The organism is Pseudenemella bisphenolivorans, from assembly GCF_051133435.1.
In the GTDB taxonomy this organism is placed as follows: domain Bacteria; phylum Actinomycetota; class Actinomycetes; order Propionibacteriales; family Propionibacteriaceae; genus JAAYAO01.
This window is the reverse complement of record NZ_JBPGNY010000006.1, coordinates 17,693-40,229: the sequence shown is the minus strand read 5'-3', so window position 1 is coordinate 40,229 and position 22,537 is coordinate 17,693. Positions and strand designations below refer to the sequence as shown.

The 22,537-nt window shown below is 67.5% G+C and carries 28 protein-coding genes; 20 read left to right on the top strand and 8 right to left on the bottom strand.

Annotated elements, in window-relative coordinates; all coding sequences use genetic code 11:
- Nucleotides 1-5 precede the first annotated feature (5 nt).
- Genes ACR4XW_RS14230 through ACR4XW_RS14205 form a run of 6 tightly spaced genes read left to right on the top strand, consistent with a single transcriptional unit; the run spans nt 6 to nt 4,794 of the window.
- The gene (locus ACR4XW_RS14230; protein ID WP_434761231.1) at nt 6-1,688 is read left to right on the top strand and encodes an ABC transporter substrate-binding protein; all 1,683 of its coding nucleotides are present in this window, start codon (nt 6-8) and stop codon (nt 1,686-1,688) included.
- A gap of 33 nt (nt 1,689-1,721) precedes the next feature.
- Complete coding sequence (locus ACR4XW_RS14225; RefSeq protein ID WP_434761230.1) at nt 1,722-2,972, top strand: glutamate-5-semialdehyde dehydrogenase; 1,251 nt, start codon at nt 1,722-1,724, stop codon at nt 2,970-2,972.
- 19 nt (nt 2,973-2,991) lie between these two features.
- Entirely contained in the window at nt 2,992-3,123 is a 132-nt protein-coding gene (locus ACR4XW_RS14220; RefSeq protein ID WP_434761229.1) for a hypothetical protein, read from the top strand.
- On the top strand, nt 3,123-3,773 hold the full coding sequence (gene nadD, locus ACR4XW_RS14215) for a nicotinate-nucleotide adenylyltransferase (protein WP_434761410.1): 651 nt from the start codon (nt 3,123-3,125) through the stop codon (nt 3,771-3,773). The genes ACR4XW_RS14220 and nadD overlap by 1 nt, the downstream gene beginning before the upstream one ends.
- 8 nt (nt 3,774-3,781) lie before the next feature.
- A complete protein-coding gene (gene rsfS / locus ACR4XW_RS14210) occupies nt 3,782-4,156 on the top strand; it encodes a ribosome silencing factor (RefSeq protein WP_434761228.1) in 375 nt (124 codons plus the stop codon).
- On the top strand, nt 4,153-4,794 hold the full coding sequence (locus tag ACR4XW_RS14205; RefSeq protein ID WP_434761227.1) for a histidine phosphatase family protein: 642 nt from the start codon (nt 4,153-4,155) through the stop codon (nt 4,792-4,794). The genes rsfS and ACR4XW_RS14205 overlap by 4 nt, the downstream gene beginning before the upstream one ends.
- 16 nt (nt 4,795-4,810) lie before the next feature.
- On the opposite strand, the gene ACR4XW_RS14200 is transcribed toward ACR4XW_RS14205, so the two are convergent.
- Together ACR4XW_RS14200 and ACR4XW_RS14195 are read right to left on the bottom strand one after the other, a co-directional pair.
- Nucleotides 4,811-5,623 (bottom strand): sulfurtransferase, encoded by an 813-nt coding sequence (locus tag ACR4XW_RS14200; protein WP_434761226.1) that lies wholly within the window; start codon nt 5,621-5,623, stop codon nt 4,811-4,813.
- 9 nt (nt 5,624-5,632) lie between these two features.
- The gene (locus tag ACR4XW_RS14195) at nt 5,633-6,217 is read right to left on the bottom strand and encodes a TetR family transcriptional regulator (RefSeq protein ID WP_434761225.1); all 585 of its coding nucleotides are present in this window, start codon (nt 6,215-6,217) and stop codon (nt 5,633-5,635) included.
- A 182-nt stretch (nt 6,218-6,399) separates the two neighbouring features.
- Here ACR4XW_RS14195 and ACR4XW_RS14190 point away from each other — a divergent pair, with 182 nt between their 5' ends.
- Complete coding sequence (locus tag ACR4XW_RS14190; protein WP_434761224.1) at nt 6,400-7,317, top strand: TauD/TfdA dioxygenase family protein; 918 nt, start codon at nt 6,400-6,402, stop codon at nt 7,315-7,317.
- Nucleotides 7,318-7,353: 36 nt separating this feature from the next.
- Here the strand turns inward: ACR4XW_RS14190 and soxR are convergent, their stop codons facing one another.
- Nucleotides 7,354-7,815, bottom strand: coding sequence for a redox-sensitive transcriptional activator SoxR (soxR, locus tag ACR4XW_RS14185; RefSeq protein WP_434761223.1), 462 nt, complete (start codon nt 7,813-7,815; stop codon nt 7,354-7,356).
- Nucleotides 7,816-7,921: 106 nt separating this feature from the next.
- Between soxR and ACR4XW_RS14180 the strand changes: the two genes are divergently transcribed.
- The gene (locus ACR4XW_RS14180) at nt 7,922-8,758 is read left to right on the top strand and encodes an MBL fold metallo-hydrolase (RefSeq protein WP_434761222.1); all 837 of its coding nucleotides are present in this window, start codon (nt 7,922-7,924) and stop codon (nt 8,756-8,758) included.
- A 74-nt stretch (nt 8,759-8,832) separates the two neighbouring features.
- Here ACR4XW_RS14180 and ACR4XW_RS14175 read toward each other — a convergent pair whose 3' ends face one another.
- Nucleotides 8,833-9,159: a sulfurtransferase TusA family protein gene (locus ACR4XW_RS14175; protein WP_434761221.1), complete on the bottom strand. Its 327-nt coding sequence runs from the start codon at nt 9,157-9,159 to the stop codon at nt 8,833-8,835.
- 23 nt (nt 9,160-9,182) lie between these two features.
- On the bottom strand, nt 9,183-10,244 hold the full coding sequence (locus tag ACR4XW_RS14170; RefSeq protein ID WP_434761220.1) for a YeeE/YedE family protein: 1,062 nt from the start codon (nt 10,242-10,244) through the stop codon (nt 9,183-9,185).
- 572 nt (nt 10,245-10,816) lie between these two features.
- Between ACR4XW_RS14170 and ACR4XW_RS14165 the strand changes: the two genes are divergently transcribed.
- Together ACR4XW_RS14165 and ACR4XW_RS14160 are read left to right on the top strand one after the other, a co-directional pair.
- The gene (locus tag ACR4XW_RS14165; protein WP_434761219.1) at nt 10,817-11,869 is read left to right on the top strand and encodes a winged helix DNA-binding domain-containing protein; all 1,053 of its coding nucleotides are present in this window, start codon (nt 10,817-10,819) and stop codon (nt 11,867-11,869) included.
- A 10-nt stretch (nt 11,870-11,879) separates the two neighbouring features.
- On the top strand, nt 11,880-12,260 hold the full coding sequence (locus tag ACR4XW_RS14160; RefSeq protein WP_434761218.1) for a hotdog fold thioesterase: 381 nt from the start codon (nt 11,880-11,882) through the stop codon (nt 12,258-12,260).
- A 161-nt stretch (nt 12,261-12,421) separates the two neighbouring features.
- On the opposite strand, the gene ACR4XW_RS14155 is transcribed toward ACR4XW_RS14160, so the two are convergent.
- Nucleotides 12,422-13,021, bottom strand: a complete 600-nt coding sequence (locus tag ACR4XW_RS14155; protein ID WP_434761217.1) for a PepSY domain-containing protein — start codon at nt 13,019-13,021, stop codon at nt 12,422-12,424.
- Nucleotides 13,022-13,083: 62 nt separating this feature from the next.
- On the opposite strand from ACR4XW_RS14155, the gene ACR4XW_RS14150 reads away from it, so the two are divergent.
- The 10 genes from ACR4XW_RS14150 (at nt 13,084) to ACR4XW_RS14105 (ending at nt 21,740) form a co-directional block, all read left to right on the top strand.
- Nucleotides 13,084-14,319, top strand: coding sequence for a CynX/NimT family MFS transporter (locus ACR4XW_RS14150; protein ID WP_434761216.1), 1,236 nt, complete (start codon nt 13,084-13,086; stop codon nt 14,317-14,319).
- Between the two features lie 197 nt (nt 14,320-14,516).
- Nucleotides 14,517-15,317 carry a 23S ribosomal RNA methyltransferase Erm gene (erm, locus tag ACR4XW_RS14145; protein ID WP_434761215.1) on the top strand — a complete coding sequence of 267 codons (801 nt, stop codon included), beginning with the start codon at nt 14,517-14,519 and terminating at the stop codon, nt 15,315-15,317.
- A 128-nt stretch (nt 15,318-15,445) separates the two neighbouring features.
- Nucleotides 15,446-16,666: a sensor histidine kinase gene (locus ACR4XW_RS14140; RefSeq protein ID WP_434761214.1), complete on the top strand. Its 1,221-nt coding sequence runs from the start codon at nt 15,446-15,448 to the stop codon at nt 16,664-16,666.
- Nucleotides 16,663-17,328 carry a response regulator gene (locus ACR4XW_RS14135; protein ID WP_434761213.1) on the top strand — a complete coding sequence of 222 codons (666 nt, stop codon included), beginning with the start codon at nt 16,663-16,665 and terminating at the stop codon, nt 17,326-17,328. The genes ACR4XW_RS14140 and ACR4XW_RS14135 overlap by 4 nt, the downstream gene beginning before the upstream one ends.
- A gap of 120 nt (nt 17,329-17,448) precedes the next feature.
- Nucleotides 17,449-18,357: an ABC transporter ATP-binding protein gene (locus tag ACR4XW_RS14130; RefSeq protein ID WP_434761212.1), complete on the top strand. Its 909-nt coding sequence runs from the start codon at nt 17,449-17,451 to the stop codon at nt 18,355-18,357.
- Between the two features lie 2 nt (nt 18,358-18,359).
- Nucleotides 18,360-19,100, top strand: coding sequence for an ABC transporter permease (locus ACR4XW_RS14125; protein ID WP_434761211.1), 741 nt, complete (start codon nt 18,360-18,362; stop codon nt 19,098-19,100).
- A 1-nt stretch (nt 19,101) separates the two neighbouring features.
- A complete protein-coding gene (locus tag ACR4XW_RS14120; protein ID WP_434761210.1) occupies nt 19,102-19,851 on the top strand; it encodes an ABC transporter permease in 750 nt (249 codons plus the stop codon).
- Nucleotides 19,852-19,873: 22 nt separating this feature from the next.
- Nucleotides 19,874-20,257, top strand: coding sequence for a hypothetical protein (locus ACR4XW_RS14115; protein ID WP_434761209.1), 384 nt, complete (start codon nt 19,874-19,876; stop codon nt 20,255-20,257).
- Nucleotides 20,258-20,376: 119 nt separating this feature from the next.
- On the top strand, nt 20,377-20,913 hold the full coding sequence (locus ACR4XW_RS14110; protein ID WP_434761208.1) for a PadR family transcriptional regulator: 537 nt from the start codon (nt 20,377-20,379) through the stop codon (nt 20,911-20,913).
- Nucleotides 20,910-21,740, top strand: a complete 831-nt coding sequence (locus tag ACR4XW_RS14105; protein WP_434761207.1) for a CPBP family intramembrane glutamic endopeptidase — start codon at nt 20,910-20,912, stop codon at nt 21,738-21,740. The genes ACR4XW_RS14110 and ACR4XW_RS14105 overlap by 4 nt, the downstream gene beginning before the upstream one ends.
- 6 nt (nt 21,741-21,746) lie before the next feature.
- On the opposite strand, the gene ACR4XW_RS14100 is transcribed toward ACR4XW_RS14105, so the two are convergent.
- A complete protein-coding gene (locus ACR4XW_RS14100) occupies nt 21,747-22,121 on the bottom strand; it encodes a hypothetical protein (protein ID WP_434761206.1) in 375 nt (124 codons plus the stop codon).
- A 70-nt stretch (nt 22,122-22,191) separates the two neighbouring features.
- Nucleotides 22,192-22,482, bottom strand: a complete 291-nt coding sequence (locus ACR4XW_RS14095) for a helix-turn-helix transcriptional regulator (protein ID WP_434761205.1) — start codon at nt 22,480-22,482, stop codon at nt 22,192-22,194.
- Between the last annotated feature and the right edge of the window lie 55 nt (nt 22,483-22,537).

Here is a 22,537-nt window from a genome sequence, read left to right as displayed (position 1 = left end):
ACCAGGTGTCCGGCTACGCTGACTCGGTGATCAGGGCTGGACGGGTGCGACGGCGGGTGATCGCGGCCGGTGTGGTCGCGTTGCTGACCGCCTCCTGCGCACCCAACCCCGTCCCGCCGCCCGAACCCTCACCGAATACCTCGGGCGGGCAGGGAATCTACGTCCATGCCACCGGCACCGAGCCGCTCGGCTTCGACCCGGCCTTCGCCACCGACCCCGCCAGCGAACAACTCGCCCGGCAGATCTTCGAGGGGCTGGTTGCCCCCGACGAGGTGGGCACCGGGGTGCAACCGGCCCTGGCCGAAGCCTGGGAACACAATGACGAGCACACCGAGTGGGTCTTCACCCTGCGCGAGGGCGTGCAGTTCCACGACGAAACCGCCTTCACCCCGTCTGCGGTGTGCGCCAACTTCGACCGCTGGCACCGGTGGCGCGGACGTGCGGCCCGCACCGCCGAAACCTACCGCGCCCACTTCTTCCGCGACGGGCACGAGCTCTACCATTCCTGCACCCGGGTGGACGATCGTCGGGTGCGGATCACCCTGACCCGGCCGACCCCGAACCTGCTCGAAGTGCTGGCCCAGCCCCAGTTCGCGATGCAGAGCCCCACGGCCCTGGCGGAGTACCGGGCCGATGCCGACTCGGCCACCGCCGACCCGCGGGCCAGCGAATACGCCACCGCCCACCCGACCGGGACGGGACCGTTCCGTTTCCTGGCCCATGAGCCACTGGTGCAGGTCGTGGTGGAGCGCAACCCCGACTATTGGGGCCAACCCGCCGAGCTGAACAAGGCGGTGCTGCGGGTGGTACCCGACTCCAAAGCCCGGCTGGCCGACCTGGCCGCAGGACGTGTGAACGGTTTCGAGGTACTGCAACCGGCCGACGATGCCGACCTGGCCGAACTGGCCGAGAAGGGCAGCAAGCCGGTGGTGATCAACCGCCGGCAACCCTCGGTGCTGTACGTGGGCTTCAACCAGCACAACCCGATGCTGGCCGATGTGCGGGTACGCCGGGCGATCGCGCTGGGCATCAACCGCCAAGAACTGCTGGACGGGGTGATCCTGCCCACCGACACCCGCCCCGCCCACGAACTGATCCCACCCGGCATGCTCGGCCACGCCGGGATCGAGGCCGAGGAACCCGACCCGGAGCTGGCCAAGCTGCGGCTGACCGAGGCCGGCTACTACGGCGACGACCTCACGGTGAAACTGGCCTACCCCAGCGGGGTGACCCTGCCGTACCTGCCGGCACCGGAGGAGACCTATGTGGTGGTCGCCGAGCAACTTGAAGCGCTCGGCTTCACCGTGCAACCGGTGGCCGCGTCCTGGCCCGACTACCTCGACCTGATCAGCAACCCGAACCGCGCCGACGAGCACGATCTGCATCTGATGGGCTGGTCATCCTCGTCCAGCCACCCGGCGAACCTGCTGGTACCCAAGTTCGGCGCCCAGAACGCAGAGTTCGGCTTCGTCCAGCCCGCGATCAGCACCACGGTCAACGCCGCGGCCACCGACCCCGGCCGGGATCCGCAACGCACCTGGGCCGATGTGTCGCTGCGACTCGACGACTTCCGGGCCGTGGTTCCGCTGGCGTACCCGCAGCCGCACCTGGTGCTCGACCCCGAGGTGCGCGGATATCGACCCAGTCCGGTGGCCGCCGAGACCTGGAACACCGTGGTGGTGGAGTGATCCGCCCGGTAGATTGCCCGCTCAGGAGGACCCATGTCATTCACCGAACAGGCCACTGCCGCCCGTACCGCCGCGATCCGTCTGGCCACCGCCACGCGCGCCGAGAAGGATGCCGCGCTGCACGCGATGGCCGACGCCCTGCTGGCGGCCGAGGACGAGATTCTCGCCGCGAACCAGGTCGACATCACCCGGGCCGAGGAATCCGGCACCGCCGCCTCGCTGATCGACCGGCTGCGCCTCAACCACGACCGGCTGGTGGGTATGGCCGACGGCCTGCGCCAACTCGCCGACCTGACCGACCCGGTCGGCAGCGCGGTGCGTAGCTGGACCACCCCGCACGGGCTGGAGATCAGCCAGATTCGGGTACCGATCGGCGTGATCGGCATCATCTACGAGGCCCGGCCCAATGTCACCGCCGACGCCGCCGGTATCTGCCTGAAGTCGGGTAACGCCTCGCTGCTGCGCGGCTCGTCCTCTGCCTACGACTCGAACGTGGCCATCGTCAACGCCCTGCGCGCCGGGCTGGCCGCCGCCGATTTCCCCGAGGACGCCGTGGCGCTGGTTGCCGGCGGACGGGAGGTCACCACCGAGATGATGACCGCCCGGGGGTTGGTCGACCTGCTGATCCCGCGCGGTGGGGCCGGCCTGATCAACGCGGTCGTCACCGGATCGCAGGTGCCGGTGATCGAAACCGGTACCGGCAACTGTCACCTCTACGTGCACAGCGAGGCCGACCAGCAGATGGCCCTGGACATCATGGTGAACGCCAAGCTGCAGCGTCCCTCGGTGTGCAATGCGCTGGAGACCCTGCTGGTCGACGAGGCGATCGCCGAGGACTTCCTGGCCAAGGCACTGCCCGAACTGACCTCGGCCGGGGTGACCGTGCACGGCGACGGGGCGGTCGTGGCGGCCGGTAACGGCAACGAGCACGTGGTGCCGGCAGCCGAGGGTGATTTCGATGAGGAATGGCTGTCGCTGGACCTGTCGGCCAAGGTCGTCGCCGACATGGACGAGGCGATCGAGCACATCCGCGCCCACACCTCGGGCCACTCCGAATCGATCGTGACCGACAACGCCGAGGCCGCCGGCCGGTTCGTCGACCAGGTCGACGCCGCCGCGGTACTGGTGAATGCATCCAGCCGGTTCGTCGACGGGGGCGAGTTCGGTTTCGGCGCCGAGATCGGCATTTCGACCCAGAAAACCCACGCCCGCGGGCCGATGGCCCTGCCCGAAATGACCTCCACGAAGTTCGTCGTTCGCGGCACTGGCCAGGTTCGCGGCTGAATTCGGTAGGCTGCGCGTCATGAATCTTGGATTTGTGTTTCTCGAGGCCTACGGGCCACACCCCTTGGTGTTCGGGATCATCGCCCTGATCGCTCTGCTGGTCGCGCTGGCCTTCGTGCGCGGCATCGGCAAGGGCCGTCCGCACAGCTGATCTTGACCACGCAACCGGGGTTGGCCCGCCGACCCGATGCGACGCCGGGAGCCCGTTACCGCCTCGGCGTGATGGGTGGCACCTTCGATCCGATCCACCACGGACACTTGGCTGCGGCCTCGGAGGTCGCCGCCCGCTTCCACCTCGACGAGGTGGTCTTCGTCCCCACCGGCGTGCCCTGGCAGAAGAAGCACCGCCGGGTGTCGCTGGGTGAAGACCGCTACCTGATGACCGCGATCGCCACCGCGTCCAACCCGCGCTTCACCGTGAGCCGGGTCGACATCGAACGTCCCGGCGACACCTACACCGTCGACACCCTCAAGGATCTGCGCGCCGAACGCGGCGATGTCGACCTGTTCTTCATCACCGGTGCCGACGCACTGAGCCGAATCCTGACCTGGCGGGGGGCCGACGAACTGTTCGACCTGGCCCAGTTCGTCGGGGTGTCGCGGCCCGGGATCTCACTGGACGGGGCGATCGACCACCTGCCGTCCGACCGGGTGACCCTGCTGGACGTGCCGGCGATGGCGATCTCGTCCACCGACTGCCGCGCCCGCACCGCCCGGGGCCTGCCGATCTGGTACCTGGTGCCCGACGGCATCGTGCAGTACATCCAGAAGCGGGGCCTGTACCTGCCCGAGAACGAATAGGAATCCGCGTGAGCGCAACCGATCGTGCGATCGAGATGACCAAGGTCGCGGCCGCAGCCGCCGCCGACAAGATGGGCACCGACCTGATCGCCTACGACGTGTCCGAGCAACTTGCGATCACCGATGTCTTCCTGGTGATCACCGCCGAGACCGAACGTCAGGTGGGCGCGATCGTCGACGAGATCGAGAAGAAGCTCCGCGAAGACCTGGACGCCAAACCCACCCGCCGCGAGGGTGACCGGGAACAGCGCTGGGTGCTGCTCGACTACCTGGACGTGGTGGTGCACATCCAGCACACCGAGGAACGCGGCCTCTATGCCCTGGAGCGGTTGTGGTCCGACTGCCCCCGAGTCGCACTGGGACTGCCGGAGGAGATGGCGTGACCGCTCGCCGGCTGATTCTGTGGCGACACGGACAGACCGACGGCAACCTGCACGGACGCATGCAGGGACAGGCCGACGTACCACTGAACGACACCGGGCTCGCCCAGGCCCGTGACGCCGCCCCGCGGGTCGCCGCCCTGGCCCCGACCCGGATCGTGTCCTCGGACCTGCAGCGGGCCTCCCAAACCGCCGAGGTGATCGCCGAACTCACCGGGTTGGAGGTGACCACCGACGCCCGCCTGCAGGAGATCAACGTCGGCGACTGGGTCGGCATGACCCGCGACGAGGTGGCCGCCGCCCATCCCGGATTCTTCGAGGACCTGGCCGCCGGGCGCGACTTTCGGCGCTCGGATGCGGGGGAGACCGGTGACGAACTCGGCCGCCGGGTATCGGCCGCCCTGCACGAACTGGTCGAGGCCGGTGATGATGACGAGGTGCTGCTCGCGGTCGGCCACGGGATGGCCTGGCGGGTCGGCCTGGCCTACTTCCTCGGCTACGACTTCACCGTCTCGCGCACCTTCGCCGGGCTGCACAACTGCGGCTGGATAGTGCTCGACCGCGCCGGTGCGCACTGGAAGCTCGAGGCCTACAACGTGACCGCCGACCCACGCGAGCCGTACTCCTCGGTGATGCGCTGAGCCTCGTCCCCTCGGCTCAGTCGCCGGTGGCGATCGGACGGTCGGTCGCGGCGTACTGCGACCACGAACCGGGGTAGAGCCGGCCCCGTCCGAGCCCGGCGTATTCCATCGCCAACAGGTTGTGGCAGGCGGTGACGCCCGATCCGCAGGAACTGATCACCTCGCCCGCATCGGTGATGCCCAAGGCCGCGAAGCGTTCGCGGAGTTGTTCGGGGGTCTTGAACCGGCGGCCGTCGGTGAGGTTGTCGGTCATCGGTGCGCTGCGCGAGCCCGGAATGTGCCCGGCCTGCGCGTCCCGGTTCGGGCCCTCGCCGCGGAAGCGTTCGGCCGAGCGGGCGTCGATCACCATCGGGCCGGCGGCGGCGGCCTCGTCGATGGTCGCGATCAGTTCCGGACCCCAGGTGCCGACCGGGAAGGAGATGTCGCCCTCGGGGTCGGGTGCAGGGTCGGTGCTGAGCTCGCCGTCCCAGGCGGTCAGGCCGCCGTCCAACAGGGCGGCGTCGACACCCAGGGCCCGCAGCATCCAGATCAGTCGGCCGGCGGAGAACCCACCACCGTCGTCGTAGCCGACCACGATCGAGTCGGCCCCGATGCCGGCGGCCTCCATCGCGGCGGCGAAATCCTTGGGGTCGGGCAGCGGGTGGCGTCCGGCCTCGGTACTGGCCGGGGCGGACAGTGCCTCGTCCAGATCGATGAACACCGCGCCGGGAAGGTGTCCGGCATCGTAGGCCTCGCGGCCGGACCGTCCGTCCAGATACCAACGAACATCGGCGATCATCGCTTCGGGGTGGGCGCGCAACCAGGTGAGATCAACGACCGGTGGAATCATGACGACACCCTACGCCCGTGCCAGCCGGGCGTAACGGTCGAAAGCCGCATCGAGGGACGTGAGCCAGTCGACCGAACCCCGGCCGGCATACCACTCGTCCTCGGCGAACCGCAGGATGGTGAAGGAGATCGCCGCGAGCAGGTGCACGTCGCGATCATCCATGTCGACCCCCCGTCGTTCGGCCAACGCGGCGGCGACCTCCTGCTTCCAGCGGGCGGCAACCAGTTGGGCGCGTCCGCTGAGGACGGGCGTTTCGTCGGTGACGCGATGACGCTGCATGCGGCGCGCATCATCATCAACGCCGCCCTGTTCGTGGAAGGTGCGCAGTGCCTGATGGATGGCCTCGAGGTCGGATTCATCGGCCGGGCGTTGTTCGATCAACGACCGCACCTCGGGCGCCCAGTGGTCGGAGTCGGCGAAGAGCACCTCGTCCTTGGCGCGGAAATAGCGAAAGAAGGTGGTCACCGAGATGTCGGCGTCACCGGCGATCTCCTCGACGGTGGTCGCCTCATAGCCCTGCTCGACGAAGCGGTTCAGGGCAGCGTCGACGATACGCCGACGTGTCTGCACCTTCTTGCGCTCACGTAACCCCATTGCCGAACCTCCTTTCGCCGACCAAACCTATCAATGGGCATTGACTCACAAATGGTAGTTCACTAACTTATTGACGTCACAGCGGGTGCGGATGGCGAATCGTCACCGCCCCCGGAACCGGGAGTCGCCTCGCAGGGGTTCCGCCGGAAAGCGGCTCACAGCCGACCAATGAAGGGATATCCATGAACTCCGTACAAGTCGCCGATACCGCAACGCAGTCGCACGAAGGCGGAAAGATGCGCATCACGCGGTTGAACGCCAACATCGGGGCTCTGGTCGAGGGAGTGCATCTCAGCGACCTGAGCGATGAGCAGTTTCACGACTTGCACCAGGCTCTGCTCGACCATCACGTGATCTTCCTGCGCGACCAGCACCTGTCGGAGGAGGATCACGTCGCCCTGGCCCGCCGGTGGGGCACGCCCATGGTGAACCCGGTCGGCAAGTTGCACAACAGCGATACCGTGCTGCATCCGGTCGAGGACACCCCCGAAAGCCCGCCCGCCGCCGACGGGTTCCACACCGACCTGACCTACTGGGCCGAGCCACCCACGCTGGCGATTCTGGCCGCGATGAGCATTCCTCCGGTCGGTGGTGACACCTTGTGGATGAGCCTGTATGCCGCCTACGACAGCCTCTCCGACGAGATGAAGCGCATCTGCAACGGCCTACGGGCATGGCACAAGCCCTCGCCGCATTTCATCGAGGCCAACATCCGCCTGTACGGCGGCGAAACCGAGCAGTTGATCCGCGACAACCTGCGTGGCGCGATCCTGCCGCTGGTACGTACCCATGACGAGACGGGTCGCCAGGCGCTCTTCCTCAGCTCCTTCATCGACCAGATCGTCGACATGCACCGAGCCGAGAGCGATGCCCTGCTGGGGTATCTCAACGGACTGGTGCACAACCCGAACTGGGCCGTGCGGTGGCGCTGGCGCGAGGGTGACGTTGCGATCTGGGACGAGCGCTGCACCAATCACCGCGCCTTGTCCGACCACTTTCCGCAGTACCGGCTGATGCGCCGCTGCACCGTCGAAGGGGGCCGGCCCTTCTACCGGCCCGAGGGTGCCTCCGAGCCGCTCATCGAGGGTGTCTTCGCCTGATTCCGGCTGCCGACAGCCGGAGGTCGTCCCGGTTGATCAGGTGGGCGGGTGAAACTCGGGGAACATGCGCCGGGCGCCGGATCCGGTGGCGGCGAGTTCGTCGTGCGGGTTGTAGATGGCGCACTGGCGCATGGTGAGGCAGCCACACCCGATGCACATCGACAACCCGTCGCGCACCTGTTCGAGTTCTCTGATGCGGGCGTCCAACAGGGGGCGCCACGTCTTGCTGAGGCGTACCCAGTCCTGTTTGGTGGGGGCGTGATCGGCGGGGAACTTCGCAAAGGCCCGGCGGATCTCGGCCAGGCTGAGCCCGACGTGCTGGGCGGCCTGGATGACGGCGATGCGGCGCAGCACCGACCGGTTGAACCGGCGGTGGCCGGAGTCGTTGCGGGTGCTGGTGAGCAGGCCGAGGCTCTCGTAGTGCCGGATGGCCGAGGTGGCCAGCCCGGCGCGTTCGGCGACCTCGCCGATGGTGAGTTCCTCCGCTGTGTCACCCATGTCGGGCAGCTTGCCAAGATCAGGTCTTGACTTCAAGTGCACTTGAAGTTCAAGGCTGTTTTCGTGGGCCGTACCGAGCGGCCCCGGAGAACTCTTGGGAGCAGCTTTGACAGCAACCACCCCCGTCGTCCAGTGCTCGACCTGTGGTGTCGAACGCAGCGCTGAGACCACCGGCGCCGACAGCACCGTGTGCCCGATCTGCGCGGACGACCGCCAGTACCTGCCGCCCGACGGTCAGCACTGGCTCGACCCGCGCGAACCGGAGCCGGCGGCACACCTGTCGATCGCCGAGCTGGAACCGGGCGTCCACGCAATCACCCAGCACGATTGCCCCGGTATCGGCCAGACCCCGCTCCTGGTCGAAACGGCCGCCGGGCCGGTGATGATCGAAGTACCGACTCACATCGATGACCGGGCCATCGCCGAGGTCGCCCGCCTCGGTGGGCTGGCCGGGATCATCGCCTCGCATCCGCACATGTACGGGCTGCAGTCGTTGTGGTCGGAGGCCTTCGGCCACTGCCCGGTCTACATCTCGGCCAAGGACGAGCAGTGGCTGGGTCACCGGCCCACCAACACGGTGATCTGGGACGGGGAACTGCGCTTGGCCGAGGACATGGTCGCCAGCCAGCCCGGGGGTCATTTTCCGGGAAGCGTGGTGGTGCACTGGCGCGGGCGGGACGGCGGGGGAGTGTTGTTCGGCGGTGACACGATCTTCCCCACTCCGGCCGCCGGTTGGGTCACCTTCATGCGCTCGTTCCCGAACATGATCCCGCTGTCGGCCGATGTCGTGACCCGGATCGCAAAACACGTCGCCCGCTATGACTTCGACCGCCTCTACAACAACTTCGGCAGGTGTCTGCCCCAAGACGCCCACGACGCCGTCCAGCGATCGGCCCGCCGTTACGCGGACTGGGTCTCGGGCATCCACGACCACCTCACCTAGCCGCCGGCATGTTCGACGCTGCGCGGGGTGTTGCGAATCGCAACACCCCGCGCGTCCGGTTCGGGCCGGTGTCCTCAGGCCTTCCGGACCGTGATCGTCCAGGCCGCCTCACCCACCTGCTCGAAGTGCGTCACCGGGTGTCCGGCCGCAGCCGCCCAGTGCGGAATCGAATCGGTGGCCTGGGTGCAGTCGAAGTCGATCACCAACTCGTCCCCGGAGTTCAACTGCTGCATCGCCTGCTTGGCCTCCACCAGCGGGAAGGGGCAGACCTGACCGAGGGTGTTCAGTTGGTAGCGCCGGGCCTCGGTGGCCGAATCGAGTGGGGTGATCGTCTCGACGTCGGGGCTGACCGGGGAGGTGACGACGTTCTTGGCGGTGCGAAAGCGGTTCAGAATGCTCATGGTTCTTTCCTGTCTGTCGATGATCAGTTGTTGGCGCCGACGCGGGGCAGGGCAACCGGTGCGGCACCGGCCCGTCGGTGGGTCTGGATGAAGTAGCGGGCGCCGATGCCCACCCCGAGCAGGGTGAACACGAAGGCGACCCAGCCCTGGTAGCTGAACAGGGCGGTCTGCACCAAGGAGTTGCCGATCGTGCAGCCACCGGCGAGGGCCGCGCCGACGCCCATCGCCGCGCCGCCGGCAATCGCGCGCACGGTGGTCGGGGCGTCCGGCACCCGCAGCTTGAACTCACCCGACAACTTGGCCGCGATGAACGAACCCGGAATCAGGCCGAGCACGAAGAGCACGCCCCAGTCGATGAGGCTCGCATCACCGGTGGTCAGGAACTGCACGATATTGGCCGACGGGGTGGTGATCCCCATCCCGGCGGCTCGTCCGGTGGCGTTCGACAGGGGGTAGGCCACCGCGGCGAGGACGCCGACCACGATCGCGGTCGCATAGGGGCTCCACGGTTTGCCCACCAGCCGGTGCGCCAGGGCAGAACGACCCGGTTTCGGCGGCAGGGTCGCGACGCGTTGGGCACGCTGCCGGGTGATACCCCAGGCCACCACGGCCACGAGTGCGACGACCGGGATCCAGGGGCTGATACCGAGGGAGTCGTGGATGGTGGTGAGTTCCGACTTGCCGGCACGGGCCGCGTCGTTGACCGGCCGCAACGCGCCGTACTTCATCACCGAGGCGAGCAGGGCGTAGAAGATCAGGGCGATCCAAGAACCGATCAGGCCTTCGCCGGAGCGGTAGTAGGTGCCGGTTGCGCAGCCGCCGGCCAGCACGATGCCGATGCCGAAGATCAGGGAGCCGCCGGCCACGGCGAGCCAGGCGATCTGGGGCACCTTGACCTGAATCAGGCCGAACGCGAGCAGAAACTGCACGAGCACGGCCTGCACCGCGATCGCCAGTCCGAAGGCGGTCAGCCAGCGGGTGGAACGCGACAGCCACACGTCGCGGAAGGCGCCGGTGACGCAGAAGCGTCCGCGTTGCAGAACGAAGCCGAGCACAATGCCCAGCAGAAGTCCGGTGAGAATCATGGGTTTACTCCGAAATGGGTGCGAAGGATCTGTCCCGGGCGGTGCGCGGGACGGTCGAGCAATGGGCCGGCGGGTCAGCCGGGCGGCCTACCGGAGCAGTCGGGGGAGCTTTGTGAGCGCGCCGATCACCGGATATGCGGCCGGGGATGGAAGCACAACGGTCGAGGGATTGGTGGATCACATCGATCGGTCGGCCACGGCAGAGCCGAGACCGGGATGTGCGGAGGGACGACGAGGCGTCCGGTGGTGCCGGAGAGGACCGTGCTGCCGGGGGCAGCCGGGGTCAGCCGACGAGCGTCAGGCGCGACAACAACACGGACGGGCCACAGCGACGCACATGCCGTACGCGCTGCGTACGGTGTGGGGCCGGCGGGAGTCCGCGAGTCGAATCATGAAGGAAATGTCCTTGCCTGAATGGGCCGAAGCCCGGATGGAATGCTCTGCACGCTAGGGCAAGAACTCCTGCGTTGTGAAATGGCGTCTCATTTTTCGGTACGACGGTTGGGGTGAGCCCTCGACATCGGTGCACCCAGTGCACACAATGAAACGCCCATCCGCTCAGGGAGGACCGCATGGTTTTCACACCCGGTGACATCAGTTCGGCCCGCATCGTGGCCCAGCGGTTGGTCGGCGAGCAGGCGGACGATCCGGTCGAGGTGGTGCGCCATCTCGGCTGCGTCCAGGCCCAGGACCTGCCCGGAGCCCTGGTCTCGGTGGCGCTGCGCACCAGCGGACGGTCGGTCGATGCGGTGCGGCAGGCCTTCGCCGACGGCGGCCTGGTGCGGTCGTGGCCGATGCGCGGCACGCTGCACTTCACCCGTGGGGTCGACATCGGCTGGATGTGCGCGCTGACCGGGCCGCGGGTGTTCGCCCAATCGGCCCGTCGCCGTGCCGAGTTGGGTCTGGACGAGGCGATGCTCGCCCACAGCGGTGAGTTGGCGGTGGCGGCGATTCGTGAGCGCGGGCCGCTGACCCGCGCCGAGGTGCTGGAACTGTGGGAGCCGCACGGCTACCTGGAGGTACCCGGCCGGGGATACCACCTGCTGTCGGTATTGAGCTACACCGGGGTGCTGGTGCAGGGGCCGATTCGCGACAAGGAGCAACTCTTCTGCGTCCTCGATGATCTCGTGCCCGACCCGTACACCCCGGCCGGGGAGGAAGCCCTGGGGGAGTGGGCCACCCGGTACTTCACCTCCCACGGGCCGGCCACCGTTGCCGACTTCGTCCGCTGGACCGGGCTCACCGTCCGCGACGCCAAGCAGGCGATCGCCGTCGCGGGCGACGCACTGGCCGATGCCGACATCGACGGGACGCGGTACTGGTACGACCCGGCCCTGCCCGATCTGCTGGCCGAACACCGCAAGGAGGCCGCCGGCTTGTTCCTGCTGCCCGGCTTCGACGAGTTGATCCTGGGTTACAAAGACCGTTCCTGCACCCTCGACCCCGAACACGAACAACTCGTGGTGCCCGGCAAGAACGGCATGTTCCGTCCCACCGTGGTGCTGGACGGAACCGTGCGTGGGGTGTGGAAACGGGCCCGCGGTGGGGTGCAGACCGAGCCCTTTCCCGAGCAGCGGTTCCCGGCTGCTTCCCGAATCAGCAAGGCCGCCGCCGCTTTGCCCTAGATTGTCGGCCATGACGCAGCACATCGTGGACAGCGCGCTCGATACGAAGATGGGCCTGGAACTGACCGAGGCCACCCCCGAGCGGATGGTCGGCCGAATGCCGGTGGAGGGAAATACCCAGCCGGTGGGCCTGTGGCACGGCGGAGCCAGTTGTGTGCTGGCCGAAACCCTCGCCTCGATCGGCTCCTACCTGCACGGCGAGCCCCGGGGGATGAAAGCGGTCGGCACCGAGATCAACGCCACCCACCACCGCTCGGCCACCGAGGGCTGGGTGACCGGCACCGCCACCGCCATTCACCTGGGACGCACTACCACCAGCTACGAGGTGGTGCTGGTCGACGACTCCGGACGCCGGTTGTGTACCGCCCGGGTCAGTTGCCGGCTGGTCTGAGCACAAAGCAGTACCTAAGACTGCGGTACCAAAAACTGCGGTACCAAAACCGCCAACTCACCCGTCCGATCTGACCCGATCTGGGCCGAAACGGCGGGTGAGTTGGAAGTTTTGGTACCGGCGAAACCGGTGTCGGAGGTTCTGGTCGCCGAAAGCGGACGTCAGCCGCGGTTCAGAACCTCGCCGCTGGCCGCGTTGATGTAGATCGAGACGTCGTCACCCTCGGGGGTGTCGATCTCGACCTCCCAGGCGACGTTGGAGTCCACCTCGTCCAGTTCCGCCGTGTCGAGCGTGCCCTCGACCTCGCCCATCGCCTTGCGCACCGCGTCGGTGAGGCTCACCGAGGCCTTCGACAACCGCTCGACATCATCACTGTCGGCATCGTCGTCCTCGACCTCGATCACCTCGGTGCCGTCGGCGTTGATCGTGAACTCGCGTTCGGTCTTCCCTTCGATGACGTCGACCTTCCAATGGCCGTCGTCGTCCCAGTCCAGGCTGATCGCCTTTCCGTTGGAAGTCTCGGACTCGGCCAACTCGACAGCAGCGAAGCCCTTCTCGATGTCGGCTCCCTGCTTGTCATCATCGTCCGACTTCGGTGAGCTCTCGGCCTCACCCGGGGTCGGGTCGGCCGGGGGAGCCTCCTGAGTAGCGGTCGGCTCCGCCGGGTCGGTCGGCTCCGGGTCGTTGGGGGCGCAGGCACCCAACAGGGTCAAGGCGGCCAAGCCGGCGATCAGGGTGGTCATCGTCTTAGCGGTACTCATGCCTCGAGCCTAAAGGCAACCTCCGTGCTGCCACACCAGCCCTTCAGGTGAACCGGCGACGGGTGAGCCGCGACGCCTTGGTGGCTTACGATCCGCAGATGGACGGCGGCAACTCACCGGAACAGCGACGGTCGAACACGACCCTTCGTGCTGCGGTGACGACGGCACTGATCTTCGCCGTCGCGTTCAACCTGCGTCCGGCCATGACCGCGGTCGGGTCGGTGCTGCCGCAACTGGGGGCGGACCTGCAGTTGAGCGAAGGTGTCCAGGGAACCCTCGGGGCGGTTCCCCTGGTGGCACTGGCCCTGATCTCACCGCTGGTGCACCACCCGGCACGCCGCTTCGGGGTGGAGCGGGCCCTGATGGCAGCCCTGATCGGCATCGTGCTCGGAGTGTTGCTGCGCTCCTACGGCGGCGGCCTCGGACTGTGGGCCGGGACGGCGGTGCTCGGTTGCGCCGTCGCGGTCGGCAATGTGCTGGTGCCGACGGTGCTGAAACGTGACTACGCCGGCAAGGTGGCCCGCGCGACGGGCATCTACTCGGCCTGCATGACGATCGGTGCTGCGATCGCCTCGGTGATCGCCGTCCCGATGTCGGAGGTGGTCGGCTGGCGTGGAGCCCTGGCCTTCTGGGCGATCCCCGCCGCCCTGGTGGCGCTGTTGTGGCTGCCCCGCACCCGGGCCGCAGCCCGTCCGGTGGAGGAGCCGGAGCCGGTCTCGGGCCGGCCCGTTTCGGTGTGGCGCCAACCCACCGCCTGGTTGGTGACTGCCTTCATGGGCCTGCAATCGACCCACTTCTTCGTCGTCGCCACCTGGCTGCCGACGATCGGGCTGGCCATCGGCCGCACCCCACAGGAATCCGGTGTGCTGCTGTTCGTCTTCCAACTCGCGGCCCTGGTCGGGGTGTTCACCGCACCCCGGCTGGTGCGCGGCACCAATGTGCTGCCCGCAGCATTGGCGGCCAGCATCCCGATGCTGATCGGCCTGGTCGGGCTGATCGCTCTGCCGCAGCTGGCCCTGGGCTGGGTTCTGATCGCCGGCGCCGGATCCGGGGCCTCCCTGGTTGCCGGGCTGACTCTGATCAGCCTGCGCGGACGCGACCAACAGGAAACCACCCAACTGTCCGGGATGGCCCAGTCGATCGGATACCTCTTGGCCGCCGTCGGGCCGATCGGAGCCGGGTTCATGGCCGAATGGACCGGCGGCTGGACCGCCAGCCTGGGAATGCTGACCGCCATGGCCACCGTCCAGTTGATCGTCGCCTTCGCCGTCGGCAAAGACCGCCGGGTACGTACCTGACCCGAGCCCCCGAATAAATCGGTGGCAGGTGCGGTGGGTGGCGACCTAGGCTGGCGGCATGTCTTTCACTGGCACTGCTTCGCTGCGGTTGCGCAGCCGCTGACGGCGGCGAGCAGAGCTTCCATGCTCCCGCCCCCGGTACCTCGCCGGGCGGCTCTTGCAGTGTGCCCGGCTCCGCCACGACCACGGAGCAGCCAGTGCCCACCCATCACCACGGCCGTCACGAGCACGGCCAGAACTTCCTGACCGACCGATCCACCATCGACACCATCACCGCGCTGGTCGCCGAAACATCCGGCCCGATCATCGAAATCGGCCCCGGCGACGGTGCCATCACCACCCACTTGGCCCGGCTCGGCCGACCACTGACCGCCGTCGAGATCGATCCCCGGCTGGCCCGGCGACTGCGTACCCGGCTGCCCGGGAGGGTCGATGTCGTCACCGCCGACTTCCTGAAATACCGACTCCCGCATCACCCGCATGTGCTGGTCGCAAACCTGCCCTTCCATCTGACCACCGCGATGCTGCGCCGCGTTCTGCACGCCCCGGCCTGGACCGACGCGGTGTTGCTGATGCAATGGGAGGTGGCCCGGCGCCGGGCCGGGGTCGGCAACACCACGATGATGACCTCGCAATGGGAACCCTGGTTCGAGTTCAGCCTGCACGGACGCGTCCCCGCCCGGGCCTTCAGTCCACGTCCCGGGGTCGACGGCGGCATCCTGACCATGCACCGCCGCGAAGTGCCACCGCTACCGATGGCACAGCGGCGTCAGTTCCAAGCCCTGGTGCATCGGGTCTACACCGGCCCCGGACGAGGCTTGGCCCAGATCCTGGCCCGCACCACCTCCCTGGCGACGCCACGCGCGGCAGGCAGGTGGCTGTCGGCCCGCGGGATCCGTCCCGATGCCCTGCCCGGCGCGCTGAACCTCGGAGCCTGGATCGACCTGTACCGCACCACCGGGGTCTCCCCGCCGAGGCGCCGTCGGCGAAAGGGGTAGGGGTACCAAAACCGCCAACTCACCCTCCGATTCCGGCCCCAGACGCCCGAGTTTCGGGAGTGAGTTGGGAGTTTGGGTACCCAGGTGGGCCCGATGGGGTGTCGTCGACCGGCGGTATCGTCGCCGATATGAGATTTCCGGCCCCTGTGCTCGCCGACGATGCGTCGGCTGCCGCGGTGCCGCCGATGAGCGCAGCCGGCCCGGGCTGGTTTCGGCAGCGTATGTGGCTGGTCGATCTGCTGGTTGCACTGGGAGTGTTCCTCTACAACCTGCCGATCGTGCCGATCTACGCCGACGGGCCGGGGCGGGTGGCCGGCTTGGTGGTCGTCTCGGCAGTCCTGTGTGGGGTGTATCCGGCGCGCCGCCGCCGGCCGCTGACGGTTCTGGGGCTGATGCTGGTCACCGCCGGGGTGCAGGTGCTGCTGGGTGCTCCGATTCTTGCCGCGGACGTGATGTTGTTGCTCGCGGTCTACAACGTCGCCTCCCGCTACCTGTGGTGGGTGTCGCTCGTCGGGGCGGTGGCCGCGGTGGTCTGGCTCCTGATCGCAGCAGTACCCCACCTCGGTGATGACCTCCTGGACATCGGTCAGCTCGGAGTACTGGTCGTGGTGACGTTCTGGGCCTGGACCTGGGGCACGCTGGTGCGCGTGCGTCGGCAATACGTCGCAGGACTACAAGAACGCGCCGCCCAAGCCGAGCGAGAACGAGAGACCAACGCCCGGATCGCGGTCGCCGACGAACGAGCCCGGATCGCCCGGGAGATTCACGACATCGTCTCGCACAGCCTCAGCGTGGTGGTGCTGCTCTCGGACGGAGCCGCGGTGAAGGTCGACACCGAACCGGCACGGGCCAAGTCGGCGATTCTGCAGGTTCGCGACACCGGTCGCAGCGCCCTGGCCCAGATGCGCCGCATGCTGGGGGTGCTGCGTGAGAACGAACCGGGTTCGGACGCCCCACAGCCCGATATCGACCAACTCGAAGCCCTGATCGAACTGTCCCGTGATACCGGGATGCCGGTCACGCTGACCGTCAGCGGAACACCCACCACCCTGCCGGACGACCTCGGCCTGACGGTCTACCGGCTGGCTCAGGAAGCACTGACCAATGTGCGCAAACACGCCGGGCCGAACCTGACCCGGGTCGATGTTCTCGTGACCTACCGCCCCCACGAGGTCGAACTGCGGATCACCGACGACGGCCAGGGGCCGCAGCAGGAGACCCACGGGCACGGACTGCTCGGGATGCGCGAGCGGGTGGCGGTCCATGACGGCAGCCTGCACGCCGGGCCGGGCGAGGCCGGTGGCTTCGAGGTGGTCGCAGTGCTGCCGCGAGAACAGGAGACGCCATGACGGTGCGCGTGGTGCTGGTCGATGACCAAGAGCTGGTTCGCAAGGGGCTGGCTATGGTGCTGGAGGCTCAGCCCGGGATCGAAATCGTCGGTGAGGCCGACGATGGTGACAGCGCACTGACCCTGTTGGAGCAGCTCGAGGCCGATGTCGTGCTGATGGACGTCCGGATGCCCCGCCTGAACGGGGTGGAGGCGACCCGGCGATTGACCCAGTGGCAGAACCCGCCGAAGGTGCTGATTCTGACCACCTTCGATCTGGACGAGTACGCCTACGACGCCCTGCAAGCCGGGGCATCGGGGTTCCTGCTCAAGGACACCCCGGTCGAAGAGGTCGCCGCGGCGATCCGACACATCCATGCCGGCGATGCCGTGGTCGCACCCAGCACCACCCGTCGTCTGCTCGACCACTTCGCGCGGTCGCGCCCCTCGTCCGAACCGGATCCGAAGGTGCGCCTCGAAGGGCTGACCCCGCGCGAACACGAGGTGCTCGCCCTGGTCGCCCGCGGCCTGTCCAACGCCGAGATCGCCGACGAACTGGTGCTGGCCGAGGGCACCGTCAAAGTGCACGTCGGACGCATCCTGGCAAAGCTCGGCCTGCGTGACCGGGTACAGGCGGTCGTGCTGGCGTACCGGACGGGCCTGGCCGACCCCGGCCAGGCCTGAGCCCTCCGCTGCGGGTAGGTCTCCGGGCGCATTGGCGCCGCCGGGTATGCCCGAAGTGATACGCCCAAGATATGCCTGCCGCCAGATGTTTCACCGGCGGTTTCTTGCGATCGTGGAGGGGTGTCTTCCACCATCGTCGCCACCCACAATCTGACCAAGCGCTATGGGCAACACACCGTTGTCGACAACCTGAACCTTGAGATCCCCAGCGGCTGCGTCTACGGGTTCCTGGGCCCCAATGGGGCAGGGAAGTCCACCACCATGAAGATGCTGCTCTCCCTGATCGGGCCCACCGACGGTGAGGTACAGATCATGGGACGGCCGATGACCCGCGGCACCCGCAGAGAGCTGCTCGGTCACATCGGCTCCCTGATCGAAGCACCGCCCGGATACGCCCATCTGACCGGTGCCGAGAACATGCGATTGGTCCAGCGCATGCTGGGCTTGGACCGCCAACAGGTCGACGATGCTGTGGCGGCCGTGCGCCTGCACCACCAGATGAACAAGAAAGTGCGCAACTACAGCCTGGGCATGAAGCAGCGGCTCGGCCTGGCGATGGCCCTGGCCCGCCGTCCCCGGCTGTTGATCCTCGACGAGCCGACCAACGGCCTCGACCCGGCAGGAATCGAGGAGATGCGAAACCTGTTCCGCCGCCTCGCCGGTGCCGGAGTGACCGTCATGACCTCCTCACATCTGCTCGACGAGATCGACCGGATCGCCGACGTGATCGGCATCCTCTCCGACGGTCGCATGATCTTCCAGGGTGCCCGGGCCGAACTGATGTCGGCAGCACTGCCGGATGTGCTGATCAGGTGTTCGGACCCGCGAACCGCCACGATGCTCCTCGGTCATCACGGTGCGCATCCGACCGAGACCGGGGAGATAGCCCTCGGCGGGCTGGACGACGCCCGGACCGCCGGCGTTGTCGCCACCCTGGTCAACGAAGGCGTGGACATCTATCAGGTGCGGCGCGAACAGCAGAGCCTCGAGGACGTGTTCATGTCCCTCACCGACGGGGGTGGGCTGTGATCATGCGGACGGTGCTGAACGAATACGCCAAGATGCGGCACCGGGCTGTGGGGCTGATCTGCGCCATCATGATGCTCGCCTCGGTCCTGTTGGCACTGTTCGCCGTGGTGTCCGCTGACGTCGACCCGGACGGGACCGGTGCCTGGTACGCATTACTGGCCGGCCTGTCGATGGGCATTCCGCTGCTCTCGCCGTTGTTGCTGGCCGTGCTGGCCTCCAGACAGACCGATATCGAGCACCGGGGTAATGGTTGGTTGTGGCAGGCCACCTCGGGGGCAACACCCGGAGGTGTGTGTCGGGCCAAGTTGGTCGCACTCGGCTCGGTCGTTGCGGTCGCCACGCTCGGAACCGGGCTGGTGGTGCTGGTGCTCGGCCGGTTGCTCGTGGGTATCCGGACGCCGGTGCCGCTGTGGCATTGGGTCGGTTTCACCACCTGCATGCTGGTGATCAACCTGGTGGTGCTCGCGTTGCACATCCTGATCTCGGCGAAGCTGGAGAATCAACTCGTCGGCCTGGGGGTGGGGGTGCTCGGCAGCATCCTGGCCGTCTTCTCCCAGGGGCTGCCGTCGTTGGCTGCGCATGCCACTCCGTGGGGGTACTACTCGCTGGCCCGGGCCGCCGGATACCAGGGCGATGTGCTGCGCCGGCTGCCGATCGCCTATCCGAGTGTTGCGGTGTTGGCCGTTCTGGCCGGGGTGCTGTTCGTCGTTGTCACCCACCGCTTCGATGAACAGGAGGCCTGACATGGGTGCCCTGACGTCCGAAATCATCAAGCTCAAGCGCTCCCTGGCCTGGCCGGTGGTGGTGTTCCTGCCGATGGTGTTGGTGTTGGCCGGGGCGGCCACCCGACTGGCCGATGGCAGCCGGCCGCCGAACGGCTGGCACACGGTGTGGCTGCAGTCGGTCGGGTTCTACGGGCTCTTCCCGCTGGCGATCGGGGTCGCGATTCTCGGATCCCTGGTGTGGCGGGTGGAGCACCACGGCAGTAACTGGAATGCCCTGATGAGCGGGCCGGTCGGCTCGCTACGCATTGTGATCGCCAAGACCGTCGTGGTCGCCGGGTTGACCGCGATCATGCAGGTCGTCCTGCTGTTCGCCGTGGTCGTCATCGGCAAGGCGGTCTTCGGTCTGCCGGGCCCGCTGCCCGGGCAGTACTTCGCGATCACCGGCCTGCTGATCCTGGCAACCATCCCCGCGGCAGCCGCACAATCGGCACTGTCGATGTTCCTGCGATCCTTTGCCGCGCCCATCGCGGTCGCCCTGGTGATGTCCGGGGTGTCCACCCTGGCGCTGATGTTGCTGGGGAACCTCGCGCTGGTGTCGCCCTACGCGGTGGCGACCCGCGCCGCACTGCTGGGTACCGGCACCTTCGGCGACAGCGGCGCCGTGTCGGTTCTCGACGTCACCCCGATCCTCGTGGCCGCCGCGGTGCTCACCGTCGCGATGGTCGCGCTCACGACCGCGATTCTCGAACGCCGCGACACCCGTACCTGACCACCACAAGAAGGAGATCCTCATGTCGAACCACACCCCCTCACAGCTAGCGGATGCTCACGAAGGAGCCGCTGAGCACGCCTCCGCGGCCGGGAAGGGAATCGCTTCCCTGGTGCTGTGTGGCGTCGCGCTGGTCTGTGCCCCGATGTTGCTGTTGATTCCCTATATCGGGTTCGTGCCGGGCCTGCTGGCATTGGCGGCGGTCATCGTGGCCTGGCACGGGTTGCGCTCGGCCCGTCGCGGCCACCGCACGGCTGTCGCCGGCCTGATCATCGGCGTCGTGCTGCTCGCGGTGTTTGTCGGTATCGCCACGGTCTGGAACTTCATGGTCGCCGACCCCGCGATCCGCGACTACGACGAGTTGCACGAGGTATTCGACTACATCAAGAAGCTCATCTTCGGCTGAACCATCCGCGGGGTACCAAAACCCCCAACTCACCCACCGGATTCGGGCTCACACGCTCGATATGGCGGCCTGAGTTGGGGATTTTGGTACCGGCCTGGCCAGTCTCTTAGTCTGGCACCATGCAAACATCCGATTCGGACGGTCCGTTTCGTCCTGTCTCGATGGTGGTGCTCGGGTTGCTCGAAACCGTCGGGCCGCAAACCTCCTACGAGTTGTGGCGCAATGTCGAGCTGTCCGTGTCCTTCTTCTGGTCCGTGGCCAGATCGCAGCTCTACGCCGAGCCCCAGCGCCTGGAGGGCCTCGGGCTCGTCACGTCCACCCAGGAGACGTCCGGACGACGTCGACGGGTTTTCGCGATCACCCGGGATGGTCGCGAAGCCCTTCTCGATTGGCTCGGGCAGCAACCCGGGGCGGCGCAGTACTACGACCCGGCGATGCTGCGCCTGTTCTTCACCGACGCGGCCCCGGACTTGGTGGCGCCCTTGGCCCAGCGGCGCGTGGAAGAACTCATCGAGATGTTGGACTTCCTGGAACAGCCGGGGCTCGGTGGTACTCAGCCCAACCATCGACGCGTCCTGTCCTGGGGACGGTTGACGGTGCGGGCCGACCTGGCCTTCTGGCGCTCGGTGCTCGACGACCTCGAGGGTGACTCATGAGCCGGTTACTGGCCCGGTATCCGTTGGCGGCCTTCTTCGGGCTCGCCTATCTCGGCTCCTGGGTGATGTGGAGCCCGTGGTATCTGGCGCGCAACGGAATCGGTGTGCTGCCGTTCGATTTGCCCCTCACTGCGGTCGCCGGCGTCAACCAACTTGGACTGTTCGCGGGCCCCTTCGCGGCCGCGCTGTTGATGACCCGCATCACCGAGGGACGCGACGGTCGTCGTCGCTTCTGGCGACGCATCGTCCAATGGCGCGCTCACCCGGGCTGGTACGTCCTGGCCTTGCTGATCATCCCGGTTGCCACAGGTCTCGGATACCTCCTCGGCTCCGGTGCGGAAGGAGGGAGTGGCGGCCCGGCGGCACTCGGACTCCTGGCCGGTACCTACCTCATGTATCTCATCGGGGGTCCTTTCCAGGAAGAACCCGGGTGGCGCGGTTTCGCGCTTCCTCGTCTGCAGCAACGACTCCACCCGGTCGCAGCAGCGTTCGTGCTCGGGGTGATCCACTGTTGCTGGCATGCACCTCTGTTCCTCACCGACGAGTGGGACACCGCGCGTCAGGACCCCAGCCAGTACGCGGCCTACTTCCTGTTGGTGGTCAGCCTGTCGTTCGTGCTGTCGTGGCTGGCCAACGGGTCACGTGGCTCGGTGTTGCTGGTCATCCTCGGTCACAACAGCCTGAACTGGGCGCTGTACGGCACCGAAACCCTCACCGGACGTGAGGTCGTCAGCAATTGGCCTGCCGCCATCGGCCTCGCCGTGCTCGCGGTGATCGCCGTTGTGGTCACCCGCGGGCGGCTGGGTCAGCCAAGGGCAAGGCAATGATCGACCTCATGCTTCCGGGTTGTCCGGAATGTCACGAGTCCGCCACACCAGCAGCACTGTCGGCAGCGCCGCGGCGGTGAGGAACCCGAGAAACACGATGTGGGCACTGCGTTGCAGGAGTCCGAAATCGCCTCGCTCGGCCATCTTGGTGGCGACGAGCAGCAACACGAAACCGAGCACCAAGGCTGCCAGGGCCACGACGTAGCCGACGTCCCGCACCCGGGCGCGCTCCACGAACTCGTACTCATCAACCTGTCGGGCGGGGCGTTCGGCGACATCGCGCACGATCATGCGGCCGGCCACCCAGCTGATGGCGAACAGTGCGAACCCGACGAGGCCAATTCCCCCGTAGGTGCCCGTGCCGAGCACGGTCGAGATCAACAGGATGAGCCACCCTGCCAGGACCCCTATGAGGGTGACTCTGCAGCGTCCACGGCGGGTTCCGGTGGCCTCACGAAAGTCCACTCGGTGCCACTCCCTGCCGGCGGTAGGCAGCACCGATCGACTCGAACGGCTCTCGCGCGAAGACCGCTTCGACCGGAAGCTCGAATACCTCGCACACGCTCATCGCCAGGTCCAGGCTCGGGTAGTGATCCCCTCGCTCCAGCGCGCCGATGGTCTGCGGGTTCACGCCCACGCGTTCGGCGAGCTGGACGCGGGACATCCCGGCCTCGACCCGCAGGACCCGCACCCGATTGTGGATCACCCGGCCGGTTCGGCCCGTGCGTGTTGGTCCCGACATGCTTCGGACGCTACCGCAAGGCACAGTGCGTCACAACGAAGTTCAGGTGTGAATA

Coding starts and splice junctions, on each gene's coding strand:
- ACR4XW_RS14225 (WP_434761230.1), top strand. CDS start 1,722: ATGTCATTCACCGAACAGGCCACTGCCGCCCGTACCGCCGCGATCCGT.
- ACR4XW_RS14220 (WP_434761229.1), top strand. CDS start 2,992: ATGAATCTTGGATTTGTGTTTCTCGAGGCCTACGGGCCACACCCCTTG.
- ACR4XW_RS14200 (WP_434761226.1), bottom strand. CDS start 5,623: ATGATTCCACCGGTCGTTGATCTCACCTGGTTGCGCGCCCACCCCGAA.
- ACR4XW_RS14195 (WP_434761225.1), bottom strand. CDS start 6,217: ATGGGGTTACGTGAGCGCAAGAAGGTGCAGACACGTCGGCGTATCGTC.
- ACR4XW_RS14190 (WP_434761224.1), top strand. CDS start 6,400: ATGAACTCCGTACAAGTCGCCGATACCGCAACGCAGTCGCACGAAGGC.
- soxR (WP_434761223.1), bottom strand. CDS start 7,815: ATGGGTGACACAGCGGAGGAACTCACCATCGGCGAGGTCGCCGAACGC.
- ACR4XW_RS14175 (WP_434761221.1), bottom strand. CDS start 9,159: ATGAGCATTCTGAACCGCTTTCGCACCGCCAAGAACGTCGTCACCTCC.
- ACR4XW_RS14170 (WP_434761220.1), bottom strand. CDS start 10,244: ATGATTCTCACCGGACTTCTGCTGGGCATTGTGCTCGGCTTCGTTCTG.
- ACR4XW_RS14165 (WP_434761219.1), top strand. CDS start 10,817: ATGGTTTTCACACCCGGTGACATCAGTTCGGCCCGCATCGTGGCCCAG.
- ACR4XW_RS14160 (WP_434761218.1), top strand. CDS start 11,880: ATGACGCAGCACATCGTGGACAGCGCGCTCGATACGAAGATGGGCCTG.
- ACR4XW_RS14155 (WP_434761217.1), bottom strand. CDS start 13,021: ATGAGTACCGCTAAGACGATGACCACCCTGATCGCCGGCTTGGCCGCC.
- ACR4XW_RS14140 (WP_434761214.1), top strand. CDS start 15,446: ATGAGATTTCCGGCCCCTGTGCTCGCCGACGATGCGTCGGCTGCCGCG.
- ACR4XW_RS14135 (WP_434761213.1), top strand. CDS start 16,663: ATGACGGTGCGCGTGGTGCTGGTCGATGACCAAGAGCTGGTTCGCAAG.
- ACR4XW_RS14125 (WP_434761211.1), top strand. CDS start 18,360: ATGCGGACGGTGCTGAACGAATACGCCAAGATGCGGCACCGGGCTGTG.
- ACR4XW_RS14120 (WP_434761210.1), top strand. CDS start 19,102: ATGGGTGCCCTGACGTCCGAAATCATCAAGCTCAAGCGCTCCCTGGCC.
- ACR4XW_RS14115 (WP_434761209.1), top strand. CDS start 19,874: ATGTCGAACCACACCCCCTCACAGCTAGCGGATGCTCACGAAGGAGCC.
- ACR4XW_RS14110 (WP_434761208.1), top strand. CDS start 20,377: ATGCAAACATCCGATTCGGACGGTCCGTTTCGTCCTGTCTCGATGGTG.
- ACR4XW_RS14105 (WP_434761207.1), top strand. CDS start 20,910: ATGAGCCGGTTACTGGCCCGGTATCCGTTGGCGGCCTTCTTCGGGCTC.
- ACR4XW_RS14095 (WP_434761205.1), bottom strand. CDS start 22,482: ATGTCGGGACCAACACGCACGGGCCGAACCGGCCGGGTGATCCACAAT.